24 protein-coding genes are annotated in these 26316 nt (G+C 68.3%); 12 read left to right on the top strand and 12 right to left on the bottom strand.

Annotated elements, in window-relative coordinates:
• Window positions 1-220: 220 nt before the first annotated feature.
• From LX13_RS08980 to LX13_RS08970, 3 genes are all read right to left on the bottom strand, one after another.
• Window positions 221-1579 (bottom strand): wax ester/triacylglycerol synthase domain-containing protein, encoded by a 1359-nt coding sequence (locus tag LX13_RS08980; RefSeq protein ID WP_253660997.1) that lies wholly within the window; start codon window positions 1577-1579, stop codon window positions 221-223.
• Window positions 1580-1630: 51 nt separating this feature from the next.
• Entirely contained in the window at window positions 1631-2257 is a 627-nt protein-coding gene (locus LX13_RS08975) for a dihydrofolate reductase family protein (RefSeq protein WP_253660996.1), read from the bottom strand.
• A 460-nt stretch (window positions 2258-2717) separates the two neighbouring features.
• Entirely contained in the window at window positions 2718-4088 is a 1371-nt protein-coding gene (locus LX13_RS08970; RefSeq protein ID WP_253660995.1) for a lipase family protein, read from the bottom strand.
• 111 nt (window positions 4089-4199) lie between these two features.
• Here LX13_RS08970 and LX13_RS08965 point away from each other — a divergent pair, with 111 nt between their 5' ends.
• The 3 genes from LX13_RS08965 to LX13_RS08955 all read left to right on the top strand — a co-directional run bounded on the left by LX13_RS08965 (window position 4200) and on the right by LX13_RS08955 (window position 7029).
• Window positions 4200-4769, top strand: coding sequence for a TetR/AcrR family transcriptional regulator (locus tag LX13_RS08965; RefSeq protein WP_253660994.1), 570 nt, complete (start codon window positions 4200-4202; stop codon window positions 4767-4769).
• 60 nt (window positions 4770-4829) lie between these two features.
• Window positions 4830-5432 (top strand): pyridoxamine 5'-phosphate oxidase family protein, encoded by a 603-nt coding sequence (locus tag LX13_RS08960; RefSeq protein WP_253660993.1) that lies wholly within the window; start codon window positions 4830-4832, stop codon window positions 5430-5432.
• Between the two features lie 115 nt (window positions 5433-5547).
• Window positions 5548-7029 (top strand): flavin-containing monooxygenase, encoded by a 1482-nt coding sequence (locus tag LX13_RS08955; protein WP_253660992.1) that lies wholly within the window; start codon window positions 5548-5550, stop codon window positions 7027-7029.
• Here LX13_RS08955 and LX13_RS08950 read toward each other — a convergent pair whose 3' ends face one another.
• Window positions 7030-8199, bottom strand: coding sequence for an acyl-CoA dehydrogenase family protein (locus LX13_RS08950; RefSeq protein ID WP_253660991.1), 1170 nt, complete (start codon window positions 8197-8199; stop codon window positions 7030-7032). It abuts the gene before it with no gap.
• A gap of 130 nt (window positions 8200-8329) precedes the next feature.
• Here LX13_RS08950 and LX13_RS08945 point away from each other — a divergent pair, with 130 nt between their 5' ends.
• The 3 genes from LX13_RS08945 (at window position 8330) to LX13_RS08935 (ending at window position 10023) form a co-directional block, all read left to right on the top strand.
• The gene (locus tag LX13_RS08945) at window positions 8330-8536 is read left to right on the top strand and encodes a hypothetical protein (protein ID WP_253660990.1); all 207 of its coding nucleotides are present in this window, start codon (window positions 8330-8332) and stop codon (window positions 8534-8536) included.
• 73 nt (window positions 8537-8609) lie between these two features.
• The gene (locus tag LX13_RS08940; RefSeq protein ID WP_253660989.1) at window positions 8610-9605 is read left to right on the top strand and encodes an NADPH:quinone reductase; all 996 of its coding nucleotides are present in this window, start codon (window positions 8610-8612) and stop codon (window positions 9603-9605) included.
• Window positions 9598-10023, top strand: a complete 426-nt coding sequence (locus LX13_RS08935) for a MarR family winged helix-turn-helix transcriptional regulator (protein WP_253660988.1) — start codon at window positions 9598-9600, stop codon at window positions 10021-10023. Before LX13_RS08940 ends, LX13_RS08935 begins: the two co-directional genes overlap by 8 nt.
• On the opposite strand, the gene LX13_RS08930 is transcribed toward LX13_RS08935, so the two are convergent.
• Complete coding sequence (locus LX13_RS08930; protein WP_253660987.1) at window positions 10004-10369, bottom strand: DoxX family protein; 366 nt, start codon at window positions 10367-10369, stop codon at window positions 10004-10006. The two genes, LX13_RS08935 and LX13_RS08930, sit on opposite strands and share 20 nt — an antisense overlap.
• Window positions 10370-10470: 101 nt before the next feature.
• Between LX13_RS08930 and LX13_RS08925 the strand changes: the two genes are divergently transcribed.
• Window positions 10471-10965: a MarR family winged helix-turn-helix transcriptional regulator gene (locus LX13_RS08925; RefSeq protein WP_253660986.1), complete on the top strand. Its 495-nt coding sequence runs from the start codon at window positions 10471-10473 to the stop codon at window positions 10963-10965.
• Between the two features lie 16 nt (window positions 10966-10981).
• Here the strand turns inward: LX13_RS08925 and LX13_RS08920 are convergent, their stop codons facing one another.
• Window positions 10982-11530: a DUF305 domain-containing protein gene (locus LX13_RS08920; RefSeq protein WP_253660985.1), complete on the bottom strand. Its 549-nt coding sequence runs from the start codon at window positions 11528-11530 to the stop codon at window positions 10982-10984.
• 41 nt (window positions 11531-11571) lie between these two features.
• On the opposite strand from LX13_RS08920, the gene LX13_RS08915 reads away from it, so the two are divergent.
• The 3 genes from LX13_RS08915 (at window position 11572) to LX13_RS08905 (ending at window position 15160) form a co-directional block, all read left to right on the top strand.
• Window positions 11572-12657: an isocitrate/isopropylmalate dehydrogenase family protein gene (locus LX13_RS08915; RefSeq protein WP_253660984.1), complete on the top strand. Its 1086-nt coding sequence runs from the start codon at window positions 11572-11574 to the stop codon at window positions 12655-12657.
• A gap of 99 nt (window positions 12658-12756) precedes the next feature.
• The gene (locus tag LX13_RS08910) at window positions 12757-13269 is read left to right on the top strand and encodes a hypothetical protein (protein WP_253660983.1); all 513 of its coding nucleotides are present in this window, start codon (window positions 12757-12759) and stop codon (window positions 13267-13269) included.
• A 76-nt stretch (window positions 13270-13345) separates the two neighbouring features.
• Window positions 13346-15160: an NAD-binding protein gene (locus LX13_RS08905; RefSeq protein ID WP_253660982.1), complete on the top strand. Its 1815-nt coding sequence runs from the start codon at window positions 13346-13348 to the stop codon at window positions 15158-15160.
• A 43-nt stretch (window positions 15161-15203) separates the two neighbouring features.
• Here the strand turns inward: LX13_RS08905 and LX13_RS08900 are convergent, their stop codons facing one another.
• Window positions 15204-16772 (bottom strand): APC family permease, encoded by a 1569-nt coding sequence (locus LX13_RS08900; RefSeq protein WP_253660981.1) that lies wholly within the window; start codon window positions 16770-16772, stop codon window positions 15204-15206.
• 143 nt (window positions 16773-16915) lie between these two features.
• Between LX13_RS08900 and LX13_RS08895 the strand changes: the two genes are divergently transcribed.
• Entirely contained in the window at window positions 16916-18166 is a 1251-nt protein-coding gene (locus tag LX13_RS08895) for an FAD-dependent oxidoreductase (protein WP_253660980.1), read from the top strand.
• Window positions 18167-18448: 282 nt separating this feature from the next.
• Here the strand turns inward: LX13_RS08895 and LX13_RS08890 are convergent, their stop codons facing one another.
• Entirely contained in the window at window positions 18449-19216 is a 768-nt protein-coding gene (locus LX13_RS08890) for an SWIM zinc finger family protein (RefSeq protein WP_253660979.1), read from the bottom strand.
• Complete coding sequence (locus tag LX13_RS08885; RefSeq protein ID WP_253660978.1) at window positions 19216-22137, bottom strand: DEAD/DEAH box helicase; 2922 nt, start codon at window positions 22135-22137, stop codon at window positions 19216-19218. Before LX13_RS08885 ends, LX13_RS08890 begins: the two co-directional genes overlap by 1 nt.
• A 119-nt stretch (window positions 22138-22256) precedes the next feature.
• Here LX13_RS08885 and LX13_RS08880 point away from each other — a divergent pair, with 119 nt between their 5' ends.
• Window positions 22257-23648, top strand: a complete 1392-nt coding sequence (locus tag LX13_RS08880; RefSeq protein ID WP_253660977.1) for a wax ester/triacylglycerol synthase domain-containing protein — start codon at window positions 22257-22259, stop codon at window positions 23646-23648.
• A 13-nt stretch (window positions 23649-23661) separates the two neighbouring features.
• Here LX13_RS08880 and LX13_RS08875 read toward each other — a convergent pair whose 3' ends face one another.
• The 3 genes from LX13_RS08875 to LX13_RS08865 are packed head-to-tail and all read right to left on the bottom strand — an operon-like array spanning window position 23662 to window position 26247.
• A complete protein-coding gene (locus tag LX13_RS08875; RefSeq protein ID WP_253660976.1) occupies window positions 23662-24783 on the bottom strand; it encodes a GmrSD restriction endonuclease domain-containing protein in 1122 nt (373 codons plus the stop codon).
• A gap of 49 nt (window positions 24784-24832) precedes the next feature.
• The gene (locus LX13_RS08870) at window positions 24833-25465 is read right to left on the bottom strand and encodes a vitamin K epoxide reductase family protein (protein ID WP_253660975.1); all 633 of its coding nucleotides are present in this window, start codon (window positions 25463-25465) and stop codon (window positions 24833-24835) included.
• A complete protein-coding gene (locus LX13_RS08865; protein ID WP_253660974.1) occupies window positions 25465-26247 on the bottom strand; it encodes a DsbA family protein in 783 nt (260 codons plus the stop codon). Before LX13_RS08865 ends, LX13_RS08870 begins: the two co-directional genes overlap by 1 nt.
• Window positions 26248-26316: the final 69 nt, after the last annotated feature.

Genomic DNA, 26316 nt, shown 5'->3' with positions numbered 1-26316 from the left:
GCACGCACCAGACAGAAATCGGGACGCGACTGTCGAAGAGCGGCGGTCAGCCGCGATGAATGAGTCCCCGCAGAGGTTTGACGAGGCGACTACTGAGCTACGCGAAATATCAACGTCGGGCCGGTCGATACCATTCCACTGTAACCAGGCTTACGGTCGCCATGGCGCCGGTCGTATCCGCGCCGCGGCCGCCGATCGCCGTCAGATGAGCGGTGGGCGGTCAGGCGTCCGGAGTCCCCTCGTCGGTCAGCGCGGCGATCACCTCGTCCCACGCCTGCTGGAGCAGCGCGGGCTGGCGATGGCCGTCGGGGACCGCGGTGGGCGACCACACCACACCGATCGTGACGGTGCGACCAAGGGTGTAGATGCCGTGTTTCATGGCGAAATGACGGGTGAGGGCGGGGAAACCCGAGGAGAGGACGGCGGTGGCGTCACCGAGCCGAAGTGGTGCGTCACCACGGTTGATGCTGGTGACGACGGTGTGCGCGGCCACGGTCGTCGGTGTGACGCGCCGACCGAGTGCCGTGATCGCCACCAGTAGGGGCGCGGGTGCCGCTTCGAGCACGCCGAGCCGTTGCAGCACAGCAGGATCGAGTACCCGCGCGCGCTCGGCGTGCAGGTCGTGCTGGATGAGTTCGGCGCGCGCCACCAGGTCGGGCACATCGGTGTGTAGGTCGACGGTTCCGGTGACGACCCTGTTCGCCCCCGAGAACTCCACCGAGTCGGGCACGCCGACCGGGACGCCGGCGCTCAGGTCCGTCTGCTCCCCCGTCGCCAGATACCGTTGCAGGGCAAGCGATACCGCGGTGAGGCCGATGGTGGTGACCGTCATTCCTGCGAGGCGGTTCGGCGGCCGCGGACGGACGATGATCGCGACCGAGCGGTCGGCGCCCGGCGGAGCGTTCAGCGGGCTGAGAGGCCGTTGCGGCGGTGCGGGCGGTGTGTCCGGGCCATTGCGTCCGCGGCGGGCATCGGTCACGAGCGCTCGGATGTAGCCGGCGATGCCCGCGGGCAGGGTGACCGCGCCGTGGAGAGCCGCGCGGTACTCCGAGCCGGGGCGTGATCCCACTGCCGGTGGTGGGCCGGCGACCTCCGCGTCCTCGCCGAAGACGCTGCGTCCGAGGGCTGCTGCGCCCTGACCGTCGACGAACGTGTGCGAGACACGCAGCACGACCACGATCACCGGCCGGTCGGAGAACGGTGCGTCGGTGACCACGTCGACGAGGTCGGCACGCCATGCCGACTGCGTCGTGTCGATGGGGTCCTCGACGAGTTCGGCCAACCTACGCAGCGTCTCGGTCCATCGTCCGTCGGGCTGGTGGGCGGTGACGAACGTTGACGCCGGCGTCGAATGCGCTTCCCATCGCGGATACGCGAGGGTCGCGGGAACCTCGACCAGTCGGCGCCGGATGCGTTCCACCCGCGACAGCGCGCGGGTCAGGTCCGCGACGACAGTCGTGTGGACAGGTGGGCGCGTGGTCCGGCCGTCGACGAACCCGTAGACCAGGCAATGGTCGGAACTCCTGCCGGACTTGGCGCCGAGATAGAAGATCGCGTCTTTCGGATCAACCCTGTTCACCTGAACAGGCTAGGGTCCGCGGCGCCGATGCGCGCGCCGAGATCGTGCCGGTCAGCCGCGGTCGGTCATGTCGCCGGTGGCGGGCACACCGTCGAGTGGTCCGTAGCGGACGTGGACGGTGCCCACAGGATCGGAGACCGGCGGTGCCAGCAGTCGTAGACTGGTCGGGACGGCGCCACCGTCGAACACCTTCTTGCCGACCCCGAGGACGATGGGGTGTATCCAGAGGTCGAGACGGTCGAACAGCTTCTCCCGCAACAGAGTCTGGACCAGGTTCAGACTGCCGACGACCGTGATCTGTTGGTGCCGTTCGCGTAACGCCCGGATGTCGCCGACCAGGTCGTCCGCGTCGAGAAGCGCCGAGTGGTCCCATGACAGATCCGGCCTCCCGCGGGAGGCCACGTACTTCGGGATCCGGTTGAACAGAGACGCGAAACCGTCATCCGCACCGCCCTGCTGATGGGGCCAGTATCCGGCGAAGATGTCGTAGGTCCGCCGACCGAGGAGCAGCGCGTCGGTACCGGCATAGGCGTCGGCCACCTGCGCCCCGCCGATCTCGCTGAACAGCGGCGCCTGCCAACCGCCGAAGTCGAAGCCCTCCGGGTCCTCGTCCGGCCCGCCGGGTGCCTGTCCGACGAGGTCGAGGGTGGTGAACAGTTCGATGGTGATCTGGCCCATGATGTGTCTCCCGGTGGATTGATCGGTTCTTTCACCAGGACAGACCCCGCCGAGACTGCGAACTCATCGCACCGACCCACCCCGGACATGACGAATCCCGCCACGGAGGGCGGGATTCGTGGTGTCGAGAGTTGGTTCGGGCGCGCTCAGCGCCGCCCGGACGAGATCTCGCGACGGCCGAATTCGAGGCCGCCTCCCGACGACATGAAGGCCCAGGAGAGGGCGGCGAAACCGGCGACGATGAGAACGGTGGTGACCATGATGTGTAACCCCTTTTGTGTGGTCGTCGAGCGATCGAGTGGGATCATCGGTGATCTCCCACGGTCTGCTCGTGATGACTCAATGCTACGAGTACACGTGTTCACTGAAAAGGGTTTGGCATGGGAGTCACAGCGTCCCGACGAGAGAGTCGTGCGCCACACGATCGGCCGAATTGGACGGCCGTCTCAGTCGGCGGTGGTCACCGGTCGAACTCGGACAGCGGTGCACGACTGATAGATCGCCCACCGACCACCTTCGCCGAGATCGCGACGAGACGCGCCATGCCCTGATAGGTCGACGGGTTGAGCAGCGTGGGCCAGGTGGTGCGCAGGCGGTTCGCACGCACCGGACGCCCGTCGAACCGATCCTGCAGCCACCGCAACGCCATCGGCGCCGACATGGGGTGCAGCAGCATGTGCTCGCTGAACCGGTCGCGGTGGTAGGTCACGCTGGCGCCGCCCTCGGAATACAGTCGCGCGAGCTCGTCGATGTCGTCGACCGACATGATGCGGTCGTTGACGGCCTGCACGATCAGCACGGGCATGGCGGGAGTCGAGCGGCCGAGTCGGATGGAGTCGAAGACCTCGCGCACCTCGGGCAGCGCGAGGACCTCCTCGAGGGGGCGGTCGAGCATGGAGGCCATGTCGGTGAACATGAACCGCACGACGGCCTCGACGGTGGTCATCTTCTGCAGGCGCGCGAGCGACTTCTTGCCGGCGGGCGTGGCGTGGGTCTCGATGACGCGCTGCAGCTCGGGGTAGACGTGGGTCAATGCGCCCACCACCAGGGCGGGCAGGCCGGAGAAGAAGCTGCCGTTGAGGCGTTCGTAGGTCTTGCCGAGATCGCCCACCGGAGAACCCAGCACGGCTCCGACGACGTCGAGTTCGGGCGCGTACTCGGCGAACATCTCCGCTGCCCACGCCGAGGCGAGGCCGCCGCCGGAGTATCCCCAGAGTCCCACCGGTGCGGAGGCGTCGACGTTGAGCGGTGCGTGGTTCATGGCGGCGCGGATCCCGTCGAGCACGCAGTAGCCGGGCTCGCGGGGCAGGCCCCACAGGCCTTGTGGTCCCTCGTGGTCGGGAACCGAGACCGCCCAGCCCTCGGCGAGAAGCGCTGCGATCAGGAGGAATTCGAGCTGCGGTAGTGCGCCGAGCGCCTTCGACCCGCGGCGCAGTGCGTAGGACGGGAAGCATCGACCTGCGATGGCGTCGATGGCGCACTGGTACGACACGATCGGGTACACCTCGCCGAGTGACCGGCTCGACGGCGACAACACCGTCGTCACCGCGGCCATCGGCTCGCCGTTCATGTCGGTGGTCCGGTAGGACAGCTGCACCGCCGCGATCCGCTGCGGGATCACCCCGAGGAAGGCCAAACCGACGTCGCGGGATCGCAGGACCGTTCCGGGTGCGAGGTCGGCCATGCCGTCGACCGGCTCATAGAACGGGTCGTCGCGGGGGAGCAGGGGGCGCCGGCCGATGAGATCGTGATGCGGGGCATCGAAGCCCCGGTCGGTCGGCAGGCTGCGCTCGTCGTCGTGAATCGAGATGTCGGATCCCCTGTGTGCCATGGGACACACCGTCGTGTCCGATCATCTGACCGTAGCGCACGTCACACATCGACTCTTCTGCCTGGTTGGTCGGCCTTGCGTTTGTACCGATCGTTCGGTACAAATGATCGCATGGCGCCTCGCAGCATCTCCGACATCGACCTCGTCGCCCGCCTGGAGGCCGTCTTCCGTGCAGTCGGCTACGACGGTGCGAGTCTCGCGACCATCGCGGCCGCGACCGGGTTGCAGAAGTCGAGCCTGTACAACCGGTTCCCCGGCGGAAAGCAACAGATGGCGGCTGAGGTGGCCGCGTCGGTGGGCATCCGGTTCGCGACCGACATCCTGGCGCCGTTGACCATCGACGCGCCTGCGGCTGTTCGGATCGGCAGAGTAGCCGCCAATCTCGAGACCTTCTACCGGAGCGGGGAGCATCAGTGCCTGCTGAACATGTTGTCGATCGGCGACCCCGGGGTGGCGGCCCGCACCAATCTCCGCGACGGTGCGGACCACTGGATCACCGCCTTCGCCGACGTCGCGTGTGGCGCCGGAGCCACTCGTGACGACGCCACGGCCAGAGCCGAGGACGCCGTCTGCGCCATCGAGGGCGCTCTCGTGCTCGCCCGCGTCACCGGTCGGACCGACGCATTCCATCGCGCGCTGACGCGACTTCCCGCACTGCTCCTGGGGGACTCGCCCAGCTGAGAGCGACCAGCCGTGCACCGTCGTGGTGCGACCACATCCATTGCAACCGAGGACGATCTCATGCCCAACTACTACGACATCGCATTCGGACCACATGAGGTCGCTCACCAGGAGCGACACAATTCGGCACAGCGGTACGAGGTGATGGCCGGGCAGCCGGGACCCGACGGACTAGGGCTCGCGGAGATCGAGTTCCTCGCCGACCGCGACAGTTTCTACATCGCGTCGGTGGGTTCGGATGGATGGCCGTATGTGCAACATCGGGGTGGACCGCGGGGCTTCGTCACCGTCAGTCCGGACGCGCGACAGATCGCGTGGGCCGAGCGCGCAGGGAACCGGCAGTACATCACCGCGGGACACCTCGACGCCGATGGTCGGGTGTCGCTCATCGCGGTCGACTACCCGGCTCGCCGCCGGCTGAAGATCTACGGTCGCGCGCGTTACGACACCGCGCCGTCGCCCGAGAAGCTCGCCGGGCTCGGCATCGACGGGCCGATGGACGCACTGTTGACGGTCACGGTCGAGGCGTTCGACTGGAACTGCCCGAAGTTCATCACTCCGCGGTTCACCGCGGACGAGGTCCGCGCCGCCGCCGAACCCCTGCAGAACCGAATCGCCGCACTCGAGAGGCAGGTCGAGTCGTTGAGGCAGCATCAGGCGTGAGCGCGCTGACAGAGAAAGCGGTTTCCCGCTCTCCGAGGCGGATAGCGTGGGCCCCGGTGTCGCACAATCGGTACCCGTGCGAGTGCCCGACTCGCGAAGCAGACGAAGGCAGGCCATGACCCACGACTCGACAACCAGCCGACCCTCGATCGCGATCGTCGGGGCCGGGTTCGCCGGTCTCGGCATGGCGATCAGCCTGAAGCGCGCCGGACTGACGGACTTCACCGTCTTCGAACGCGGCGACGACGTGGGCGGATGTTGGCGGATGAACACCTACCCGGGTGCCGCCTGCGACGTGCCGTCGCACCTGTACTCGTTCTCGTTCGCGCCGAATCCGCGCTGGTCCCGACGGTTCGCGCCCCAGCCGGAGATCCTCGACTACCTGCAGCACTGTGCCCGCGAGTACGACCTGCACCCGCACATCCGGCTGCGCACCGCGGTGGAGTCCGCGGTCTACGACGAGGCCGACAACACGTGGGCCGTCACCCTGGCCGACGGCACCGTCTCGGTCTTCGATCTCGTCGTCTTCGCGTGCGGCCAGCTCAGTCGCCCCGCCACCCCGCACGTCCCCGGCATCGAGAACTTCGAGGGCACCGTCTTCCACTCGGCGCAGTGGGACCACGACTACCCGCTGGCCGGGAAGCGGGTCGCGGTGGTCGGAACCGGTGCATCGGCGATCCAGTTCGTCCCGAAGATCGCCGACGAGGTCTCGACCCTGCATCTGTTCCAGCGGTCGGCGCCGTATGTCATCCCGAAGGCGGACTATCCGTACTCGCAGCGTGTGCGTCGGGTCTTCGCCGCGCTGCCTGCGGTCCAACGACTGTCACGGTGGCTGACCTACGTGACGCTCGAGCCGCGGGTCATCGCGTTCAACCGGTACCCCGGTCTGATGAAGCTCTTCGCGTGGCGATACCGAAGGCTGGTGGCGAAGTCGATCCCCGATCCGGAACTGCGGGCGGCCCTCAAGCCCGACTACCCGATCGGCTGCAAACGGATCCTCATCTCCAACGACTACCTCGCCTCGCTGGCCGGTTCCCACGTCGACGTCGTCACCGAACCCATCGCCGAGGTCGGGGCGTCGTCGATCACCGCTGCCGACGGGACGTCGGTCGAGGTCGACGCCATCATCTTCGGCACCGGATTCCACGCGACCGACTTCCTCCGCGGCATCTCGGTCACCGGACGCGACGACACCGACCTGCACACCGTGTGGGCCGACGGCGCATACGCGCACCTGGGTCTGACCGTCAACGGATTCCCCAACATGTTCCTGCTCTACGGGCCGAACACGAATCTCGGCCACACCTCGATCATCCTGATGCTCGAGGCCCAGATGCGGTACATCATCGAGGCCACCCGGCTCCTGCGCGTACGCCGCGGTTCGGCCATCGAGGTGCGGACCGACGCACAGTCGGTGTCGAATGATGCTGTGCAGGCGGCACTGTCGGAGACGGTCTGGAACCAGGGGTGCAACAGCTGGTACAAGACCGCGAGCGGCAAGAACACCAACAACTGGCCCGCGTCGACCGCGAAGTACATCCGGATGACGCGCTCGGTCGAGGAGGACGACTACACCTGGGGCCGCTCGTCGGCCTGATCAGCGCAGCAGGGCCCGGGACATCACGACCCGTTGAATCTGGTTGGTGCCTTCGTAGATCTGGGTGATCTTGGCGTCGCGCATCATGCGCTCCACCGGGAAGTCGCGGGTGTAGCCGGCGCCGCCGAACAGCTGCACGGCGTTGGTGGTGACCTCCATCGCGACATCGGAGGCGAAGCACTTCGACGCCGAGGCGATGAAGCCGAGTTTCTCCTCGCCACGCTCGGCGCGCGCGGCGGCGGAGTACACCATCAGGCGGGCGGCCTCGATCTTCATCGCCATGTCGGCGATCATGAACTCCACGCCCTGGAACTGCGAGATCGTCTTGCCGAACTGCTTGCGGTCCTTGACGTATGCGATCGTGTGGTCGAGTGCCCCCTGCGCGATCCCGACCGCCTGCGCCCCGATGGTCGGGCGGGTGTGATCAAGGGTGGTCAGTGCGGTCTTGAAGCCGGTACCGGGTTCGCCGATGATCCGGTCGCCGGGGATCCGGCACTTCTCGAAGTACAGTTCGGCGGTCGGGGAGCCGTGCAGACCCATCTTCCGCTCGGTCGGCCCGACCGTGAACCCCTCGTCGTCCTTGTGGACCACGAACGACGAGATCCCGTTCGCGCCCTTGTCGGGATCGGTCACGGCCATGACGGTGTACCAGGTTGCCCTGCCGCCGTTGGTGATCCAGCACTTCGACCCGTCGAGGACCCAGGCGTCGCCGTCGGCACGGGCGCGCGTTCGCATGGCGGCGGCGTCGCTGCCCGCCTCACGTTCGGACAATGCGTAGGCGGCCATCGCCTCTCCCGAGGCCAGGGACGGGAACACCTGCTGCTTGATCTCGTCCGACCCGCGCAGCACGATCCCCTGCGTACCCAGCTTGTTGGCGATCGGGATCATCGACGACGATGCGCACACCCGCGCGACCTCCTCGATGACGATGCACGCCGCGACCGCGTCGGCGCCCTGGCCGCCGTATTCGTCGGGGATGTGCATCGCGGAGAACCCCGCTGCGTTCAGCGCGGTCAGTGCCTCATCGGGATAGCGGGAGTCCTCGTCGACCTCGGCCGCGTAGGGAGCGATCTGCTTCTCGCAGAGGTCGCGGAGCACCGCTCGGAGCTCGGTGTGCTCGTCCGGGAGAGCGAACACGTCGAACGAAGAATTGCCTTGCCAGTGCGCCACAGATCGTCCTCGTGCTCGTCGGGCCCCCTGTCGGAACTCTAACCCCCTGGTCGGACGTGGTTTGCGCCTGGGGTGATCTGTATTACAGTGCGGTGATCGAGTGATGAACGACACATGATGGGTTGTGAGCATGGCATCTCCGGACACTCCGCAGAACATGGCCGCGATGTCGTGTTGCCCCGGTGGGGCGGTCGCGATGCTGGGCGTGGGACTCGGTCACATGCTGGCCGGATCGATGCACCGGCTCGCCGCTCGGCGGGCCCGACGCCGCGAACTCCACATGCTCAAGCAGATGTGGGCCGCCGAGTGCGCGTCCCCGGCCACGCGCCGCGTCTGAGGTAACCCCGCCGCGGTTTCCGGCCGCCCGTCGAGTTATATTCCATGGAATACAACTTGTGAGGGGGTGTCCCATGCGCGCAGCGTTCTACGACAGTCAGGGACCGGCGGCCGAGGTGCTGCGAATCGCAGAGCTCGACGATCCCGTTCCGGCCGCGGGGGAGGTTCGTGTCCGCATCACCGTCTCCGGCGTCAGCCCCGGCGACACCAAGAAGCGCGCCGGTTGGCCGGGCTCGCCGATGGTCTATCCGCGAGTCATCCCGCACAGCGACGGCACCGGTGTCATCGATGCTGTCGGCGACGGTGTCGACCCGGCACGGATCGGCACGCGGGTCTGGACATTCGGTGCGCAGTCCTACCGGGCGTTCGGTACCGCCGCCGAGCTGACCTGCCTGCCCCAGGAGCTCTCGGTACTGCTCCCGGACGGGGTCGCCGACGAGGTGGGTGCGTGCCTGGGGATCCCTGGGATCACTGCGCACCGCGCCGTGTTCGCCGACGGGCCCGTCGCCGGGTCGGTCGTACTGGTCCAGGGAGTGCTGGGGGCGGTCGGTTCGCTCGCCGCACAGCTCGCAAAATGGGGCGGCGCCACTGTGATCGGCACCTGCACGCGCTCCGCCGACATCCTCGCCGCATCGTCGGTTGCCCACCACGTGGTCGCGCTCGACGGTCCCGACCCCGCCTCGGCCATCCGGGAGTTCGCTCCCGGTGGTGTCGATCGCGTGGTCGAGGTGTCGTTCTCGGACAACCTCGCACTCGACGTCGCCGTCCTGGCCGACAACGGGGTAATCGCGTCCTACGCCACGCGACACGACCCCGCGACCATCGAGTTCTGGCCGATGGCCTTCGCCAACGTCACCCTGCGCATGCTCGGCAGCGACGACTTCCCGGCCGCCGCGAAGCAGCACGCGGCCGAGGACCTGACCGCGGCCGCCGCCGATGGCGCGCTGACGATCTCGGTGGCCGAGGTGTTCCCGTTGGCCCGCATCGCCGACGCTCATGACCGGGTCGATTCCGGGGGACGGGGACGGGTGCTGATCTCGGTCACCGGTGTCGCCGACACCGGTGAGTGAACTCCGGCAGGTCTTCGACGATCTCGTACGGGTCGAGACGGCGCTCTGGAACGCCGTCGACACCCGGCTTCGCGAGGACTGTGGGCTGCCGCTCGGCCGCTACGAGTCGATGACCGTGATCGATCGCCGGGAGTCCTGTCGTGTCAACGACATCGCCGCCGACCTGATCATCACCGTCGGCGCGGTCAGCAAGTTGGTGGATCGGATCGCCGCGGCCGGACACTGTGTACGTCGGCGGGACCCCGCCGACGCGAGGTCATCGATCATCGAGCTCACCGACACCGGTCGGGCGCTGCTCGCGCACGCACACAACGTCGTGGAGACCGAGCTCGCGGCGCGTGTCGACGAGGTGATCCCCCGCCGGGCGCTCACCGACCTCGCGTCGACGCTGGGGATCCTCAGGCGGCGGCGAGGGTGATCACGACGGCGATGGAGACGATCGCGAGGACCCCTGCGGGAAGTGACGCGCCACGGGTCTCGGCGTTGCTGTAATCGCCGAACTTCGCGTGGAAGACCACGGCGCCGATGAACACGATCGCCAGACCGATGCCGGCGGCGATGCCCAGCGGATGCCAGAAGATGCCGATGACGAGACCGATCGCGCCGGCGACCTCGGCGGCTCCGATGAAACGGACCAGGTTCGGGCTCAGGTTTCGTCCGGTCAGCTGCTCCGATGCGGGCCCCTTGAGCAGGGCTTTCGGAGCTCCGGCGCCCGCGCTGACGAGCGCAAGGATGATGCTGAGAATCACTGCGGTGATGAACATGGACGTTCCTTCGGTCACGGGGCGGTTCGCCCGGGGAACTTGCGCACGCAAGTACTGCGGCCAGCGTGACACAAAGTACTTGCGTACGCAATAATTGCGGCATGGCGAACTCCGGCGATCACGAGGCGATGTCGGATCGGTCGCGTCCGCTGTCGGACGCCGAGGCGCGCGTCTGGCGCGCGGTGGCCAGGGCTCTGATCCTCGTCCCGAGGGCGCTCGACATCGATCTGCAACGCGACTCCGACCTGACCATGAGCGAGTACCAGGTGCTGATGATCCTGTCGGAATCGCCAGGGCGACAACGACGCATGAGCGACCTCGCGATGTTCGTGGGGCTCTCGGCCAGTCGCATGTCGCGGCTCATCGACTCCCAGCAGGAGTCGGGGCTGGTGGAGAAGACTCGGGACGCCGCCGACGGTCGCGGGATGATCGCCCATCTCACCGACGCGGGATTCGCGCGGCTCGACGAGGCCTATCCGGCACACCTGGCGAGCGTGCGCGAGCGCGTCATGGAGCCGCTCGCGGGTCTCGATCCGGATGCGCTCGGTGCCGCGCTCGAGGGTCTGACCGGACCGACGCCTCCGAATATCTGCTGATCCCGCCCCTGTGATCTCAGCCGGGTAGCTGCGCGGCCAGCTCGCGGAGCTTCGGGATCTGCGTCGTGGGCGCGGTCGCGATCGAGGTCGCCAGGGTGCGTGCCGGTTCGTAGATCCCGGAGGCCAGTTCGCGTTGCGACATCGCCGCAGCTCCGGTCTCGCTCGACGCCGACGACAACAGGAAGTCGCGGTCGAAGGTGGCGCCGGTCTCCGAGCGCAGGCGTGCCAGCGCACCATCGTCGATGTAGCCGTCGGGCATCCTCATGTCGAAGTTCGGGGGAACCGGGAAGTCCTTCGACCATCCACGCAGGCTCGTCAGTTCGGGGGTCTGCTGCGACACGATGAGCGTGCCGAAGTCGCGAACCCGCTGATCGCTTCCCTTGTCGGCGGCCAACTGACCGACCTCGATCGCGCGCTGGTGGTGCGCGGCCATCATCGCCACGAAGGCGATGTCAGCATCGTTGTGCTTCGGTGCATTGTCATCAGCTCCGCAGGCGGCGAGCATGCCGGTTACAGCCAAGACGGCGACGACCGCCGTGAGAACTCGTGCGAAGATTCGGTGCATCACTCCATAGTGCGCTTCATCGTGGATGACACGATGGCGCGATGACGACGATCGCGGTGCTCCCCGGCGATGGGATCGGACCCGAGGTGGTCGAAGCGGCGCTACCGATCCTCGACGCGGTGGGCGTGGGGTGGGCCGTCGAGTTCGGTGAGATCGGGTGGGGCTGCTGGCGCCGTGAGGGCGAACCGATCCCGTCGGCGACCTGGGATCTGATCGAGCGCGCCGACGCGACGCTGATGGGTGCGATCACCAGCAAACCCCCGCGCGAGGCCGAGGCCGAACTGCCGGCGGATCTACAGGGCACCGGTCGGCGATACGCGTCCCCGGTGATCGCGCTACGCCGCCGGCTCGGGCTGTACGCGAACATCCGCCCCATAACCGACCTGTACGGCGCGGACTTCGACTTCGTCGTCATCCGCGAGAACACCGAGGGGTTGTACGCGGGGTACGACTACCGCGGCCTCGACGACGACCTGTGGAACCTCGTAGGGGACCATCCCGGCGCTGTCGAATCCGGCCGCGACGACACCGCTGTCGCCCTCCGTCTGCAGACCCGCTCCGGTCTCGACCGCATCTTCCGGTGCGCCTTCGACCGGGCCGCGGCGGGCGGCTTCACCCGCGTGACCCTGGCCGACAAACCCAACGTCCTGCGGGCGAGTGGGGAGTTGGCCCGCGAACGCTTCGATGCGATCGCGGCCGAGCACCCCGAGGTCGAGGCGCACACCGCCAACGTCGACGCGGTCGCGATGCAGATGGTGCGCTCACCGGAGTCGTTCGGGGTGATCGTGGCGGAGAACATGTTCGGCGACATCCTCTCCGACCTCGGCGCCGGCGTGATGGGCGGACTCGGCCTCGCGAGCAGCGCGAACGTGGGTGGACGGGGGAGCCTGTTCGAGCCCGTGCACGGCAGCGCCCCCGACATCGCCGGCCGCGGGGTGGCCAACCCGTTCGCGACGATCCTCACCGTCGGGCAGATGCTCGCCGAACTCGGAGCGCCCGACGAGTCGGCTCGTGTTCGGGCCGCCGTCCGCGAGGCGGTGCAACACGGCGCGGTGGTGACCCCCGACCTCGGCGGCACGGCGAGCACCGCGGACGCGGCGGCCGAGGTCGTCCGTCGGCTGGGCTGATCCGCGGCCGGGTCCCGTCGATACGACATCTTGACGCGGTGGCGTGATTCTTTACGCCGTGTGTCTGGCGCCGCGGATCCGGTCGCGTGACCATGAATCATGACCTCCACCGCCGTTGCCGCCGAACCACTTCCGACCGTTGTCCAGACCGTCGCCGCCGACTCGGTGCACCGCGCCGACGGCCCGTCGTTCTTCCGACTGCGCCCGCCGGCCCCGATCCGGCTGCTCGCCGCGACCTGGGACCGGACCCACAACCCGCCGCGGGCCACATCCGGCCACGTCGCCCTCGAATACCCGGTGACCAGCAGCATCGTCGTCAGCCGCAACCTGTACGCGGTGACCGACGAGATGCGCGACGCCCTGATGGACTCCGACCTGACCGGATTCGCGTTCGGTGCGCTGGCCGTCACCCGGTCGCATCACCTCGTCGGCGACACCTCCGCCCGTACGCCCGCGCTGCACACCCTGGTGCTCACCGGCCGCGCGTGCCGCAGCGACATCGCCCCGTGGCGCTGTGACTCACTGGCCCTCTCACGCCGCGCGGCCCGGTTCTTCTGGAAGCACGACCCCGCGCTGCTGGCGTTCACCACATCGCTCGACGTCATCTCCTGACTCCACTCACCCCGCTGAACAGCGCGTTTGCCCGTATCGTCACTGAACAACAGTGGCGGGGCGGCGGAGGTGCGCGGTGGTCGAGGGTGTCGATGGAACCGGCAAGGTGCGTCGATCGGGGCACGTCATCGTCTGTGGGTGTACCGGTCTGGCCACCCGGATCATCGACCAGTTCCTCGCGTCGGGGGAGTCGGTGTCGCTGGTCGTGCGTCAGGCCGACACCGTGGTCGACGCGGCGGTCGCACGGTGGCGCGTTCGCGTCCACACCGCGGGTGTGGGCATCGGTGACGCACTCACCGCCGCCGGCATCGACACCGCGATAGCCGTGGTTTGTGTCGAGGACAACGAGCTGTGGAATCTCGAATCAGCACTGATCGCAACGCGATTGAACCCTGAGGTCCGGGTGATCACGCAGCTCGGCAACGCCACCGTCGGCGGCGCGATGAACGACGGGAGCGGGCCCGGCGTGGTGCTCGACGTCGCGGACCTCGCCGCTCCGTCGGTGGTCGAGGCGTGCCTCGGCATCAGCACCCACCACCTCGACGTGGCCGGCATCGACTTCGTCGCCGCCGCGATCCCGGTGACGTCGGCGGGGTCACTGCGCGAATCGTTCGGGGATCTCGCGCCGCTCGCGGTCGCCGCGGGATCCTCGTCGTCGCCGGGCGCCCGTGTGGTCACGTGCCCGGGACGCGATCACCCGGTGCGGCCCGGCGATGTCGCGACGATGCTCGGTACGGCAGATGAATTCGTGGCCCGTGGTTTCCCGATCGGCATCAGACCGCGCACCGCCCGAGCGAGTGAGCCCGGCCCGGTGCTGCGCGCGAAAGCGGGCATACGTGGCTTCGTCGAGGACGCCAACCCGAACTTCTTCCGCATGCTCGGCGTGCTGTTCACACTGCTGGTGTTGTCGACGACGGTGCTGCGACTGGGCTATCAGAAACCGGGCATGAGTGTTCTCGACGCGATCTACTTCAGCACCGAGACCGTGGCCACGGTCGGCTACGGCGACTTCAACTTCGCCGATCAACCTCCGCTGCTGCGGATCTGGTCGATCGTGTTGATGTTCGCGGGTCTGACCACCACCGCGATGATCATGGCGTTCCTCGCCGAACTGTTGATCTCCCGTCGTATCGCCGAGGCGGCCGGTCGACGCAAGGCACGCTTCATGGACGGCCACATCGTGGTGATCGGTCTGGGGGCGTTCGGGATCCGCGTCGCCCGCGAGCTCCAGGCCCGCGGCCGCGACGTCGTGGTCATCGAACGATCCCGGTCCAACCGCTTCATGGCGGCCGCAGACGAACTCGGCGTACCGGTCGTCATCGGTGACGCGACCGTGCCGCAGACCCTGACCGACGCCCGGGTCGAGAGCGCATCGGCGGTCGCCGTGCTCACCAGCGACGACATGGTCAACGTCGAGACCGGCATCGCGGTGCGGAGCATCCTGGGTGATCGCTGGTCCGACTCCGTCGACCATCCGGGCGTGCCGGTGGTCCTGCGCATCTTCGACCGCTCGATGGGCGACGCCGTCGCCGAGCGATTCGGGTTCCACCACGTCCGCTCGACCGCAGAACTGGCCGCGCCGTGGTTCATCGGCGCCGCCCTGGGGCTGACCGTGCTCGGGACGTTCTCCGTGCAATCGCAGTCGTTCATGGTCGGTCGGGTCGGGATCGTCGACGGCGGCGGACTCGTCGGTGTGGCGATGCAGGACCTCTCGGCGACCACCCGGGTCATCGCGCTGCGTCGAGCCGCGACCGGGGAGGTCGAATACCCGCCCCGGCGCGGCACCGCGTTCGCCGCGGGCGACGACGCCTACGTGGTGGGCCCCTATGAAGAACTGCTCGCAGTGCTCGAACACCAACGCGCCGCGGCACGCGTCGGACGACTGTCGTGACCCGGCATGCCCGATCAGTGGTCAGCGCACAGCGATCGCCGGGTCAACGCACGGACGCCACGGATGCCGGGGGGATCGATTCCGATGTCGGCCGCTCCCGTCGCCCGAGGGCCCAGAAGGCCACTCCGATGGCGATGAACACGGCCAGCGGGACGAACTCGGTGAGCAGGTAGGTCCACTTCTCGTCGCCGGTCCACCCGTCGGGGCGGTAGTCACTGCCGAACCAGCTGTCGCCGAGACCGGGGAACAGTATCTGCACCGTGCAGAACACGATGAACACCAGCGAGATGGACGTGGTGAAAGCGATGGCCGGGCTCCGGTAGGGCAGTGGGTGGTCGGGGTTCTTGCGACGCAGTGTCCACGCCGCCGGGAACAGACCGAGGTAGGACATCAAGGTGGTCGACACCGCCAGCGACAGCGCGACGGTGAAGAACTTCGCCGCGTCGCCACTGGTGATCTCGGTGGCCGCGACGAACACGACGCTGGAGACGACGCCGGACAGGATGTTGACCCGTACCGGCGTACCGAAGCGTTCGGAGAACTCGCCGAGGTACCTCGGACCTGCCTTGTCCAGGCACGAGACCGCCAGTGCGCGATCGGAACCCATGATCCAGGTGAGTCCCGAGGTGAAGGCCGCGATCACGATGAGCAGGCCCATGATCCATCCGATGAGCTGGGAGAAGCCCGTGAGCGTCGTCGTGACGGTGCCGTCCGCGGCGGTGGACACGGTTCCACCGAAGACGGTCAGTGCCTGCTTGATGGCGTCCGGGAACCCGGCGAGGCCGGAGGCCTGACTCGCAGGCAGCACCAGCAGGATGCCGAGAACCGGGAGTCCGTAGAGGAGCCCGGTGGTGATGAGGGACTTGCGGATTCCCGCGGGCACGTCCTTCGCGGCGTCCTTCATCTCGTCGCCTGCCGCGCTGGGCAGCTCGAATCCGACCATGCTGAACAGGATGAGTGGGACGAGGGCGACGAAGCTGGAGTAGCTGGGCGCGAAGCCGCCCGCGCCGATGCCGTGGAAGCCGTGCTCGGCGCCGTACATCACGATGACGACGACGAACACGCCCAACAGCAGAAAGCGAGAACAGGCGCCGATCGTCGACACCCATTTGCCGACCCGGAACGAGAGGATCGCGAACAGGACTCCGGCCCAGATGAACACGGCGCCGATGATGTACAGCGTCGTCGTGCTGTATTCGTTGCCGCCGTTGAAGAAGACGAGCAGACCTCCCACGGCGGTCCCCACCAGCGTGCCGCCCATCCAGACCGGATTGGTCACCCAGTAGAGGAAGTTGTTGACCGCGCCGGCGAGGTGTCCGTACGCCATCCGCACCCACACGTACGGCCCACCCTCGTCGGTGTAGGCGGCGCCGAGCTCGGCGAGGAGCATCGACGACGGCAGCGCGAACAGCAGCAGGCAGAGGATCAGCCACGTGAATCCGGCGCCGCCCTTGGTGGCCAGAGTACCCAGACCGTCGACACCGAACAGCGTGCAGACGAGGTAGAAGAAGATGTCGGCTCTGCCGAAATGTCGACGCAGTTTCGACAGCTCTCCCTGTGCGTCGACACCGAAGTCGGTGATGGAGCTGCCCTGAAGGGGTGGTGCTGTCATGGTGTGGCCCTCTCGCCGTCGCGCGCTGACCCAGTTTCTGCCCGAGGTGTTTCGCAGCCGTTGCGCGATGTCCGTCATCGATGTTGTGCGCGTTAAGAAAACGGGCCAAAACAGGCAAGTGGGCGCTGTGGTATCGATGAGGTGTGACTGACGCTGATGTCGACGTGATCGTGGTGGGAGCCGGGCTGGCCGGGTTGCGAGCCGCGACGGGGGTCCGGGCCCGTGGCCTGACCGTCCGGGTACTCGAACGCGAGGCGTCGCCGGGCGGGCGGATCCGCACCGACATCGTCGACGGGTTCCGCTGCGATCGGGGGTTCCAACTCCTCAATCCGTCCTATCCGGCGGTGCAGCGACACGTCGATGTCGCGGCGCTGAACCTGCGGACCAGTGGACGAGGCGTGCGAACCGTCGACGGCTCGGGTCGTGTGTCCACCCTCGCCGATCCGACCCGGCATCCCCGTCTGTTGCCGACCACGATCCGCTCGGCCTACGACGTCGGGTTGTTGCGGCCGCGTGCGGTGGCCGGTGCGGTGCGATGGGCGTTGCCCGCGGTCGGCTCGGTTCGGCGGCTCGGCGCCGCCCCCGACGCCGGGCTCGGTGACGACTGGGACCGACTCGGCGTGCAGGGCCCCATCCGGGATGCGGTGTTGGCGCCGTTCCTGTCGAGTGTCCTCGCCGACGGCATCGGGTCGACGTCGGATCGCTATGTGCGACTGGTTCTCCGGAGTTTCCTCCGGGCGACGCCCGGTGTCCCGGCGACCGGGATGCAGGCGTTGCCGCGGCAGTTGGCCGCGCCGCTGCGGGAGGACATCCGCTACGAGACGGTGGTCGAGGACGTGATCGACGGCCCTTCGCCGTCGGTGCGTACCGCCGGCGGCGAGACTCTCCGCGCGCGGGCCGTCGTCGTGGCCGCCGAGGCGCCGGTCGCGGGTGCGTTGACCGGGCAGGCCTGCGCCCGCATGCGGGGACTGTCGACGTGGTGGTTCGCGGCCGACGGGCTGTCGTCCGACCAGTTCCTCCGGGTGTCGGGATCAGGTGGTCCGGTGGTGAACACCGCTCAGCTCAGCGCGTTCGCGCCGGAGTACGCACCACCCGGTCGGGTGCTGGTGCAGGCCACGACCCTGCTCGACCAGGACGGTCCTGCACCCGAATCGCAGGTGCGCGGCGAGGTGTCTCGCATCTGGGGCGCATCGGCCGCGGAGTGGGAGCTGCTGATCCGTCACGACGTGTACGACGCGCTGCCCGAACAGGTTCCGGGGACCCCGTTGCAGCGACCCCTGCGGGTCGGGGAGCGGATCGTCCTGGCCGGAGACCACCGCGACACCCCGTCGATCCAAGGCGCGCTGGTGTCCGGTGGGCGGGCGGCGTCCGAGGTCGCACGCCTGCTCGCCTGAGACCCCGCAGTTGGGCACGTAACGACCTCAGTTGGGCACGTAACGACCGCAGTTGGGCACGTAACGACCGCAGTTGGGCACCTTGGTGCCGCCGGCGTGATGACATTCGGCGATTCACGGTGTTGACCTTGACGCCGGGGCTGGCCCGTCCCTCATCCGGTTGCGACAGCTGGTGGCCGATCGCGGTTGGACCGGCTGGAGCTGGATGGAGAGCCGCGCTGATTGATCCGGTGACCACGCTCGGGTGCCCAGCTGCGGCGATTACGTGCCCAACTGCGGTGGTTACGTGCCCAACTGCGTTGGTGGGGTGCGGATCAGCTGGGCGTAGAGCTCGGCCAGCTCGTCGGTGACCTCACCGACGTCGAGCGGTCCGACACCGGACATGCGCAGAGCGCGGTTCAACCCCGCCACGTCGAGATCGGCGAAGACGTCCACCGACGGCGGGCTGGGCAGGGGCGGCAGCGTGAGGCGCGCGCCGAAGAAATCCACCGGTTCCGGGGCGCGCGGCCGTACGGGGCGGGCGGTGTCGTCGGGGGTGTCATCACGCAGGTGCGCCAGCAACGTGGCCACCTCGGCGCCCATCATCGTCAACGCCACCGATGGCGCCTTGTCGATCTGTGCGGCCATCTCGTACGCGAGTGCCAGCACGTGGATGCACCGGGGCTCGTCGTCGGGACAGTTGCAGTCACCGCGGACGTCGGCCGGTTCGGTGGGCAGAACCACCGAACCGAGGATGCGGGGCTGTTCACCACGGGCGACGGCCAGGAGATCATCGGTCGCGCCCCTCTCCTGCAACAGGGCGACGACGGTGTCGGCCTCGACGGTCCGCATCGTGAGGGAGGTCTCGAACGGCTCGACCTGGCTGCCCTGTACCAGTGCGCTCACACGGCCCGGCCGGAGGCGGACGTCGAGGATCTTGCGTTCACGGAAGTAGGTGCGTGCCTTGCCGACCCGCCGGGTGTCTTCAGGGCGGTCTACGACCGCGAGCATCGCCCGTGACCAGGCGGTGAGGCCGTACCCCCGTGTGGGCGCCTCCTTCTTGCGCGCCATCAGTCACCCACCGCCTCGTCGCGCAGCCGCATGAGGTCGTACAGTTCGTCGTTCTCGATGTCGGCCAGCCAGCTCTCGCCTGCGGTGACGGTCAGGTCCGACAGTGCGCGCTTGTCGGTGATCATCGCGTCGATACGCTCCTCGATCGTCCCGACGCAGACGAACGTCCGGACCTCGACGCGCTTGGTCTGACCGATCCGGTAGGCACGGTCGGTGGCCTGTGCCTCGACCGCAGGATTCCACCAGCGATCCAGGTGCACAACGTGATTGGCGGCGGTGAGGTTCAGCCCGGTGCCACCCGCCTTCAGTGAGGCCATCAACACCGGCGGCCCGGCGTCGTCCTGGAACTCCGTCACCATCCGGTCGCGTGCGGTGCGGGACAGTCCCCCGTGCAGGAACGAGACGTCCTCACCGCAGACCTTCGACAGCCACGGCGCCAGCATCTCGCCGAACGCCGTGAACTGCGTGAAGATGAGGGCGCGCTCGCCGTCGGCGACGATGTTCTCCAGGATGTCGGCGAGCAGTTCGAGTTTTCCCGAGCGGTGTGTGTTGCGACGCATCAGCGCCGACCCGTCGCCGAGGAAATGCGCGGGGTGGTTGCACACCTGCTTCAGACGGGTCAGCGCGGCGAGAACCGTTCGCACACGGTGACCTTCGTGGGTTCCGTCGGATTCGGTGCGGCCCAGGGCCTGCATCAGATCGTCGGTGACCGCGCGATACAACGCCGCCTGCTCGACGGTGAGGTTGGCGCGCACGGTCAGCTCGGTCTTCTCGGGTAGATCGGCGATGATCGTCGGATCCGTCTTGACGCGGCGCAGGATGAACGGTGACGTGATCGCGTTCAGGCGGCGTGCCGCCTCGGGATCGCGTTCTCGCTCGATGGATTCGGCGAAACGCGCCTTGAACACCGACGGTGAGCCGAGCAGCCCGGGGTTGACCAGATCGACGACGGCACGCAGATCCTCGAGACGGTTCTCGACCGGTGTGCCGGTGAGCGCGATGCGTTGTCGCGCAGCGATGTTCCGTACCGCGCGCGACTGGGCCGTGTTCACGTTCTTGATGTGTTGCGCCTCGTCGACGACGACGTGCCGCCACGGGACGCTCTGCAGCGCCTCGGTGTCGCGGGTGGCGATGGCGAAGGTGGTGATGGTGACGTCCGCTGCCTTCGCGGCCGGGGTGAACGGTCCTCGCCGTGACCGGCCCGGGCCGTGATGGACAAGCACCTGCAGATGCGGTGCGAACCGGGCGATCTCGCGTTCCCAGTTGCCCACCACCGACATCGGGCAGACGATCAACGTCGATCCGCGGTCGGCCGGCTCGGCGCCGGCGGCGTTCTCTCGCTCGCTACAGAGCAGGGCGATCACCTGCACCGTCTTGCCCAGACCCATGTCGTCGGCGAGCACGGCCCCGATCCCGAGTGAGGCCAGGTGTGCCAGCCACTCCATCCCGCGATGCTGGTAGGGCCGCAGCTCGGCGGCCAGCGACGTCGGCGCGGTCAACGGTTCGGGGGTGAGCGTGCCGCCCGCCGCGACCTCGTCGAGCCACGACAGGCCCGAGACCGAGGTGACAGGCACTCCCAGCCGGTCGGCCCCGGTGGTCACCAGGTTGAACAGCTCGCCCATGTCGGCGGGGTCGCCGGACGCGGCCAGCGCCCGCTGCGTGGTGATGAACTCCGCGGCCCGACTCAGCGCCGACCCCTCCGCGCGGATCCAGACACCGCGCACCCGGACCAGACTGCCCTTCTGCGCGGCGAGCGCCGCGAGGTCGCCGTCGTCGAGGACGTCATCACCGATCGCCAACTGCCACTGGAAGTCCCGGATCTCCGACAGGCCCACCATGACCGAACGCTCGACGGTCGCTCCTACACCGGTTCGTCCCCGCAGCGACAGCGTGGGCGACACCTCGGCGAGGGTCCGGGGGAGCAGGACGACGATCCCGGCGCCGGCGAGGTCCGCGGCCCCGGAGTCGAGGAGTTCGGTGACGAGGTCGGTGCCGAGCAGGAAATCGAGGGTGGCGCGATCGTGCCCGGCGCGCGACAACCCCGCGAACGCGCGCACTGCGGCGGCGACCTCGGTGGTCACCTCGTCGAGCTCGTGGGGGTCGAGTCGGTGCAGATCGATCGGGACGTCCAGGCCGTCGACGGTGCGGCGGCAGACCTGCAGTCGCCAGCGATCATCCGGGACGGAGTGCGGGTCCTCGTCTTCGCTGTGTTCGGGCTCGTGCAGCCTCAGGACGAGGGAGCTCTCGTTCTCGCGGACCCCGTCGGCCCATTCCTGCCAGGCGGTCGACGCCGAGGACGCGCGGTCCGACGACATCGGGACCTCGTCGTCGGCGCCGGGCAGCAGCGACCGCACCAGCGACGATCGGAAGACCCCGGCCGACAACGCATCACAGCGGCGTCGGCACTCGTGGTCGGTGACCTCGCGGCAGAAGTCCAGTACCGCTTCGCCACCACCGTTCTGGGTGACGACCGGTGGCGCCGCCGAGATCGCACCGGACAACCACGCTCGCCAGTGGGTGCTCGGAAGAGGAGTCCATCGCGTCACCCAACTGCCGGTGGTCCACGCGAGGGTCGGCGTCACCGAGCCGGCCGAGACGAAGCGGCGGACCGAGGCCGCGAGGTAGGTGTAGTAGCCCAGCTCTCCGGTGCGGGGGAGACCCGGGTCGTCGAGCAGGGCGGTGGCCGCGGCCGGGCCCAACGTCAGCGACCCCACCTGGCGCACGGTGCCGGGATCGGGTCCGGTCACGCTGATCGTGCGGCGCAGCGTGCGCCCGGACACCACCTCGGCCACCGGCGCGGGCAATGTCGCGGTGTCCGGCGTGGCGGTGGGCGAACCGTCGGCGTCGGTGAACCACAGCGACAGACCGATACCGGGACGCCACAGAGCGTGCGTCGTCTCGGCAGATGTCACGCGTTCCATCCTGGCACGCGTGGCCGACAGCCCCGACGTGGTGAGGAGCGCTGTGAGCGCCGCGAATCCGATGTGGGCCGACGCACGGTGTGGTGTGCTGTCAGCGCACCGCAGAGTAGGGGACACCGATGAAGCAACTTGCGTCGAGGGATGCCGCCTACCTCTACCTGGGAGACGCACACCGGACCTCGACGATCGTGTCCTGTTGGGTGGTGGCCGAACGCCACGGCGCCCCTGCCACGATCAGTGCCGACCAGGTCGTCGGGCGCATGGCGACGGCGGCGTCGCAGGCCGATGTCTTCGCGGCAGTCCTGGTGCGCCTCCCGCTCGACATAGACCTGCCCTACTGGCGCCTCGATCCCGACTTCGACGTACGCGATCACATCGTGTTCCATCACGACGTCGCCGACTGGTCCCAGGCCCGGGATCGACTGAGTGACATCGCCGCCCGCCCGCTCGATCGTCGGCGACCGTTGTGGCGGATCGACATACTGGTCGACGTCGAGGGGATGCCCGGCCGCACCGGACTCTCGACCGTCGTTGCCATGATGTTCCACCACGCGGCGTTCGACGGCGTCACCTTCGCCCACCTCACCAACACCTACCTCGACGACGCGCCGTTCCCGTGGCCGTACGACGCCGAGGCGAACAGGATCGGGTCCGACGTGGTCGCACGTTCCCGTCTCACCACTCGCGCCCTGGTGCGCCAGCCCGTCATGTGGGGTCGATGTGTTCGCGCGCTGACACAGGCCGTCGCCGAGGCGCGGCGCAGTCCGCAGCCGCCACTCAAGGCATCGTCGACACCCACGGTGTTCGGCGACCCGGTCCGAGGGGTGCGGCGCACCGACTACACGATCCTGTCGCTGACCGATGTGAAAGCCATCAAGAACCGGATCCCAGGAGCGAAGGTCAACGACGTGTTGTTGTCGATCATCGGCGGCGCCATGGTTGCTCACACCGGGGTCGACGCGTCGACCTCACGGTCACTGGTGGCACTCGTCCCGGTCTCGACGCGAACACTCGACGCCGCCGGTGCCGTCAATCAATTCGTCCCGACGATGGTCGACATGCACACCGATGAGGCCCGGCCCGAGGTGCGCATCGCGGCAATAGCGAGGTCCTCGCAGGACGCCAAGGCAGCGGCCATGGCGTCGGCGCTGGGACAGGGGGCCGGGCTGTTGAACGTCATGCCGGCCCTGCTCCTCCGGGTGGTCGGCGTCATCGCGCGGCTCGTCGGACGCGTCGTCCCGTCGTCGGTGCGCTCACCGGCCGACGCGGTGGTGGCGAATGTCTACAGCCCGTATTCGATCAACTCGATGTTCGGCATGCCGGTCGTGGGCGGTTTCGGCATCCAGCCACTCGACACACCGACCCTGGCCCACGGCGTCTACTCGCGAGATGACCAGCTGTTCATCTCGGTCACGACGGACTCGGCCGTGTTGGCCGACCAGACGCCGTACCTCGACGCCATCGCCGGGTCGTTTGCACGCCATCTCCGCATCCTGGAGGGTGACGGCTGACGGTGGGTGCGGCCTACTCGCAGCCGACGCCGTCGCGATCCCGGTCGAGCTTCGTGCTGTACCCCGGGTCGCCGACCCGGATGGGTGCAGCACCTGCGGCACGAACCGCGGCACAGTTCGCGTACGAGACATCGCCGCCATCGGGGATTGCCGGTGCGACAGGAGCGGGCGGCGGCGGGGTGTAACGAGGTGCGGGGCGTGGGACCGGCGTCTGGGTCTGGGTGCGCGTGGGCTGCGACGGGGCGACCGGCGCCGCGATCACCGCGCCACAGGACCCGAGCACCCGCGCGATGGCGTCCTTCTCCGCCTGCGTCACCCACAGTCGGTACGCGGCCTTGACCGTGACCTGCCGCGCGACGTAGGTGCAGCGGAACGATCGGTTGGGCGGCAACCAGGTGGCGGCGTCGCCGGATCCCTTGCGGGAGTTGGTCGGACCGTCGGTCGCCTGGAGGTTGCGGGGGTCGTTGGCGAGGTCGCGTCGGGTGTCGGCCGACAGTTGTTGGGCGCCCTTCTGCCAGGCGTCGTCGAGGGCCACGACGTGGTCGATCTGGACCGCCTGCGAGGTCTTCTCGCCGCGGACGAAGTCGATCCGGGTTCCGGTGTAGGGGTCGGCGAGAACCCCGGACGTCACGACGCACCCGCGTGACCCGGATCGCGCGACGATGCTCGTCAGGTCCCGCCGGAGGATGTCGTTGCGGGTGTCGCACCCGTTGTGCCCGCCGTCGACGTTGACGTCGTCGGTCCAGGCCTGCCCGAACTGTGCTCGGCTGTAGCCGGTTCGCGGTGCACGACCCTTGACGGCGAGCGTGTTCAAGAGCGTCAGAGAGCTCTGCGCGGCCGACCCCGACCCGACCTGTGCCGGTGTCGACGGAGCCGGCGCGGGGGTCTCCGACGACGAGATGGGATCAGAGCTGGTGGCCGGCGCGGCCGTCGTGGCCGGCGCGCTGCCGATGACGGCCGCGGCCTGGTCGTTGCTCTGCTTGGTGTCGTCCGGCGCGATCAGGCCGACCACGGTGATCGCAACCACGGCGCCCAGTGCGATCCAAGGCCATCGCCGCCGTCGACGCGGGGACTTCTTGTAGCCGGGGGGCCTGTTCCACTCGGCCGGCACGGAGGAGTTCGAGCTGCCGGTCATCAGGTCATTGAATCATCGTCGGGCGCCCGCCATGCGCACATACGTCCGATCAGATCAGGGTCGACCAGTAGTACCAGAAGTGTTCTGCGATCAGCAGTATGACGACGACGTAGTAGATGACCAGGACGGGCCACAGCCACCCGACGATGCGCCACAGTGCGGGGATGCTGCCCAGACGGGCAGCGGTCTGGGCGGCGACGACGAACAGGATCGGGGTGATGGTCCAGACCACCATGCAGTAGGGGCACAGCGCGTTGATGCGGTAGATGCTCTCGGTGATCAGGTAGAACACGAACACCATGCCCGCGGTCGTGCCGAGGGCGAGCCCGATCCAGTACCAGACCGGTAGTGCGACACGAGCGAGAACGAGCACGCCGGTCACCACGACGATCGCGAACGCTGCGATGCCGATGAGTGGGTTGGGGAATCCGAAGAACTGTGCCTGCGCGGTCTGCATGACCGATCCGCAGGAGAGGACCGGGTTGATGCTGCAGCTGGGTCGGTAGGAGGGGTCTTCGAGGAGTTTGAACTTCTCGATCGTGAGCGTCGCGGCGGCGACGAGTCCGATGGCCCCGGCGATCAGGATGATCAGTCCGGTCACCCGTCCCGGCGCCCAGTCGGGCTGCTCGACCGCGTCGTCGACGAGCGGGTCGGGCTCGTGGTCGGCGTCGGTCAGTGTCATCAGGCGACCGCTGCGTCGACCGCGGCGATCAACGCCTGCGGGGTGCTCAGCTCGACGACCTTGCCGTTGAGCTCCACCTGCGGCGTGCCCTGCAGTCCGTTCTGGGCGGCCTTCTGTGTCTGCTCGGTGACCCAGCCCGAGTACTGGCCGTCGTCGACACACTTCGAGATCGACGCGGGTGCGCCTGCGTCGGTGGCGATGCTCGTCAGCTGCTCGTCGGTGAGCCCGGACGACTGCTCCTCGGGCTGCTGCGCGTAGAGCTCGTCGTGGTAGGCGAGCCACGTGGCGAAGTCGCCGTCGCCCGCGGTCGCCTCGGCGACACACGCCGACGCGTTCGCCGCGCGGGTGGAGTACTTGGTCGACGACATGCGGTCGAGGATCGCGATGGGCTTGTAGTCCACCGCGACCTGGGAGTTGCCCCGGATCTGCTTGATCGCGTCACCGAAGATCGACTCGAACTGTTTGCACGCGGGGCACTGGAAGTCCTCGATGAGGGTCAGGGTGGCCTTCGGCGAGGTGACCTTGTCGACCCGGTAGGCGCCGGTGTCGGTCACCACCGACGGCGTCGACGAAGAACCGGCCGTACCGGACGCGATGGGTCCCGCCGGCGACGCGGACGTCGACGTCCCGTCGTCCTTGGTCACGATCAGCCACACCCCGATGGCGACGGCTACCACGACGACCACCACGGTCGCGGCGACCTTGATCAACAGGCTGCGGCGGCGTTCGTCGGCGCGGGGATCGGTCACCATCGGGCGACGCTTGCGGTCATTGGCAGCCATGAGGTTCCTGAACTCTTCTCGGTTGTCGGCCGGACGGGCCACGGGGCATACGGCCGCCGATGATACGCG

The sequence above is a fragment of the Williamsia maris genome (assembly GCF_024171815.1).
Classification (GTDB): domain Bacteria; phylum Actinomycetota; class Actinomycetes; order Mycobacteriales; family Mycobacteriaceae; genus Williamsia_A; species Williamsia_A maris.
This window is presented reverse-complemented; position numbering and strand designations above follow the sequence as displayed.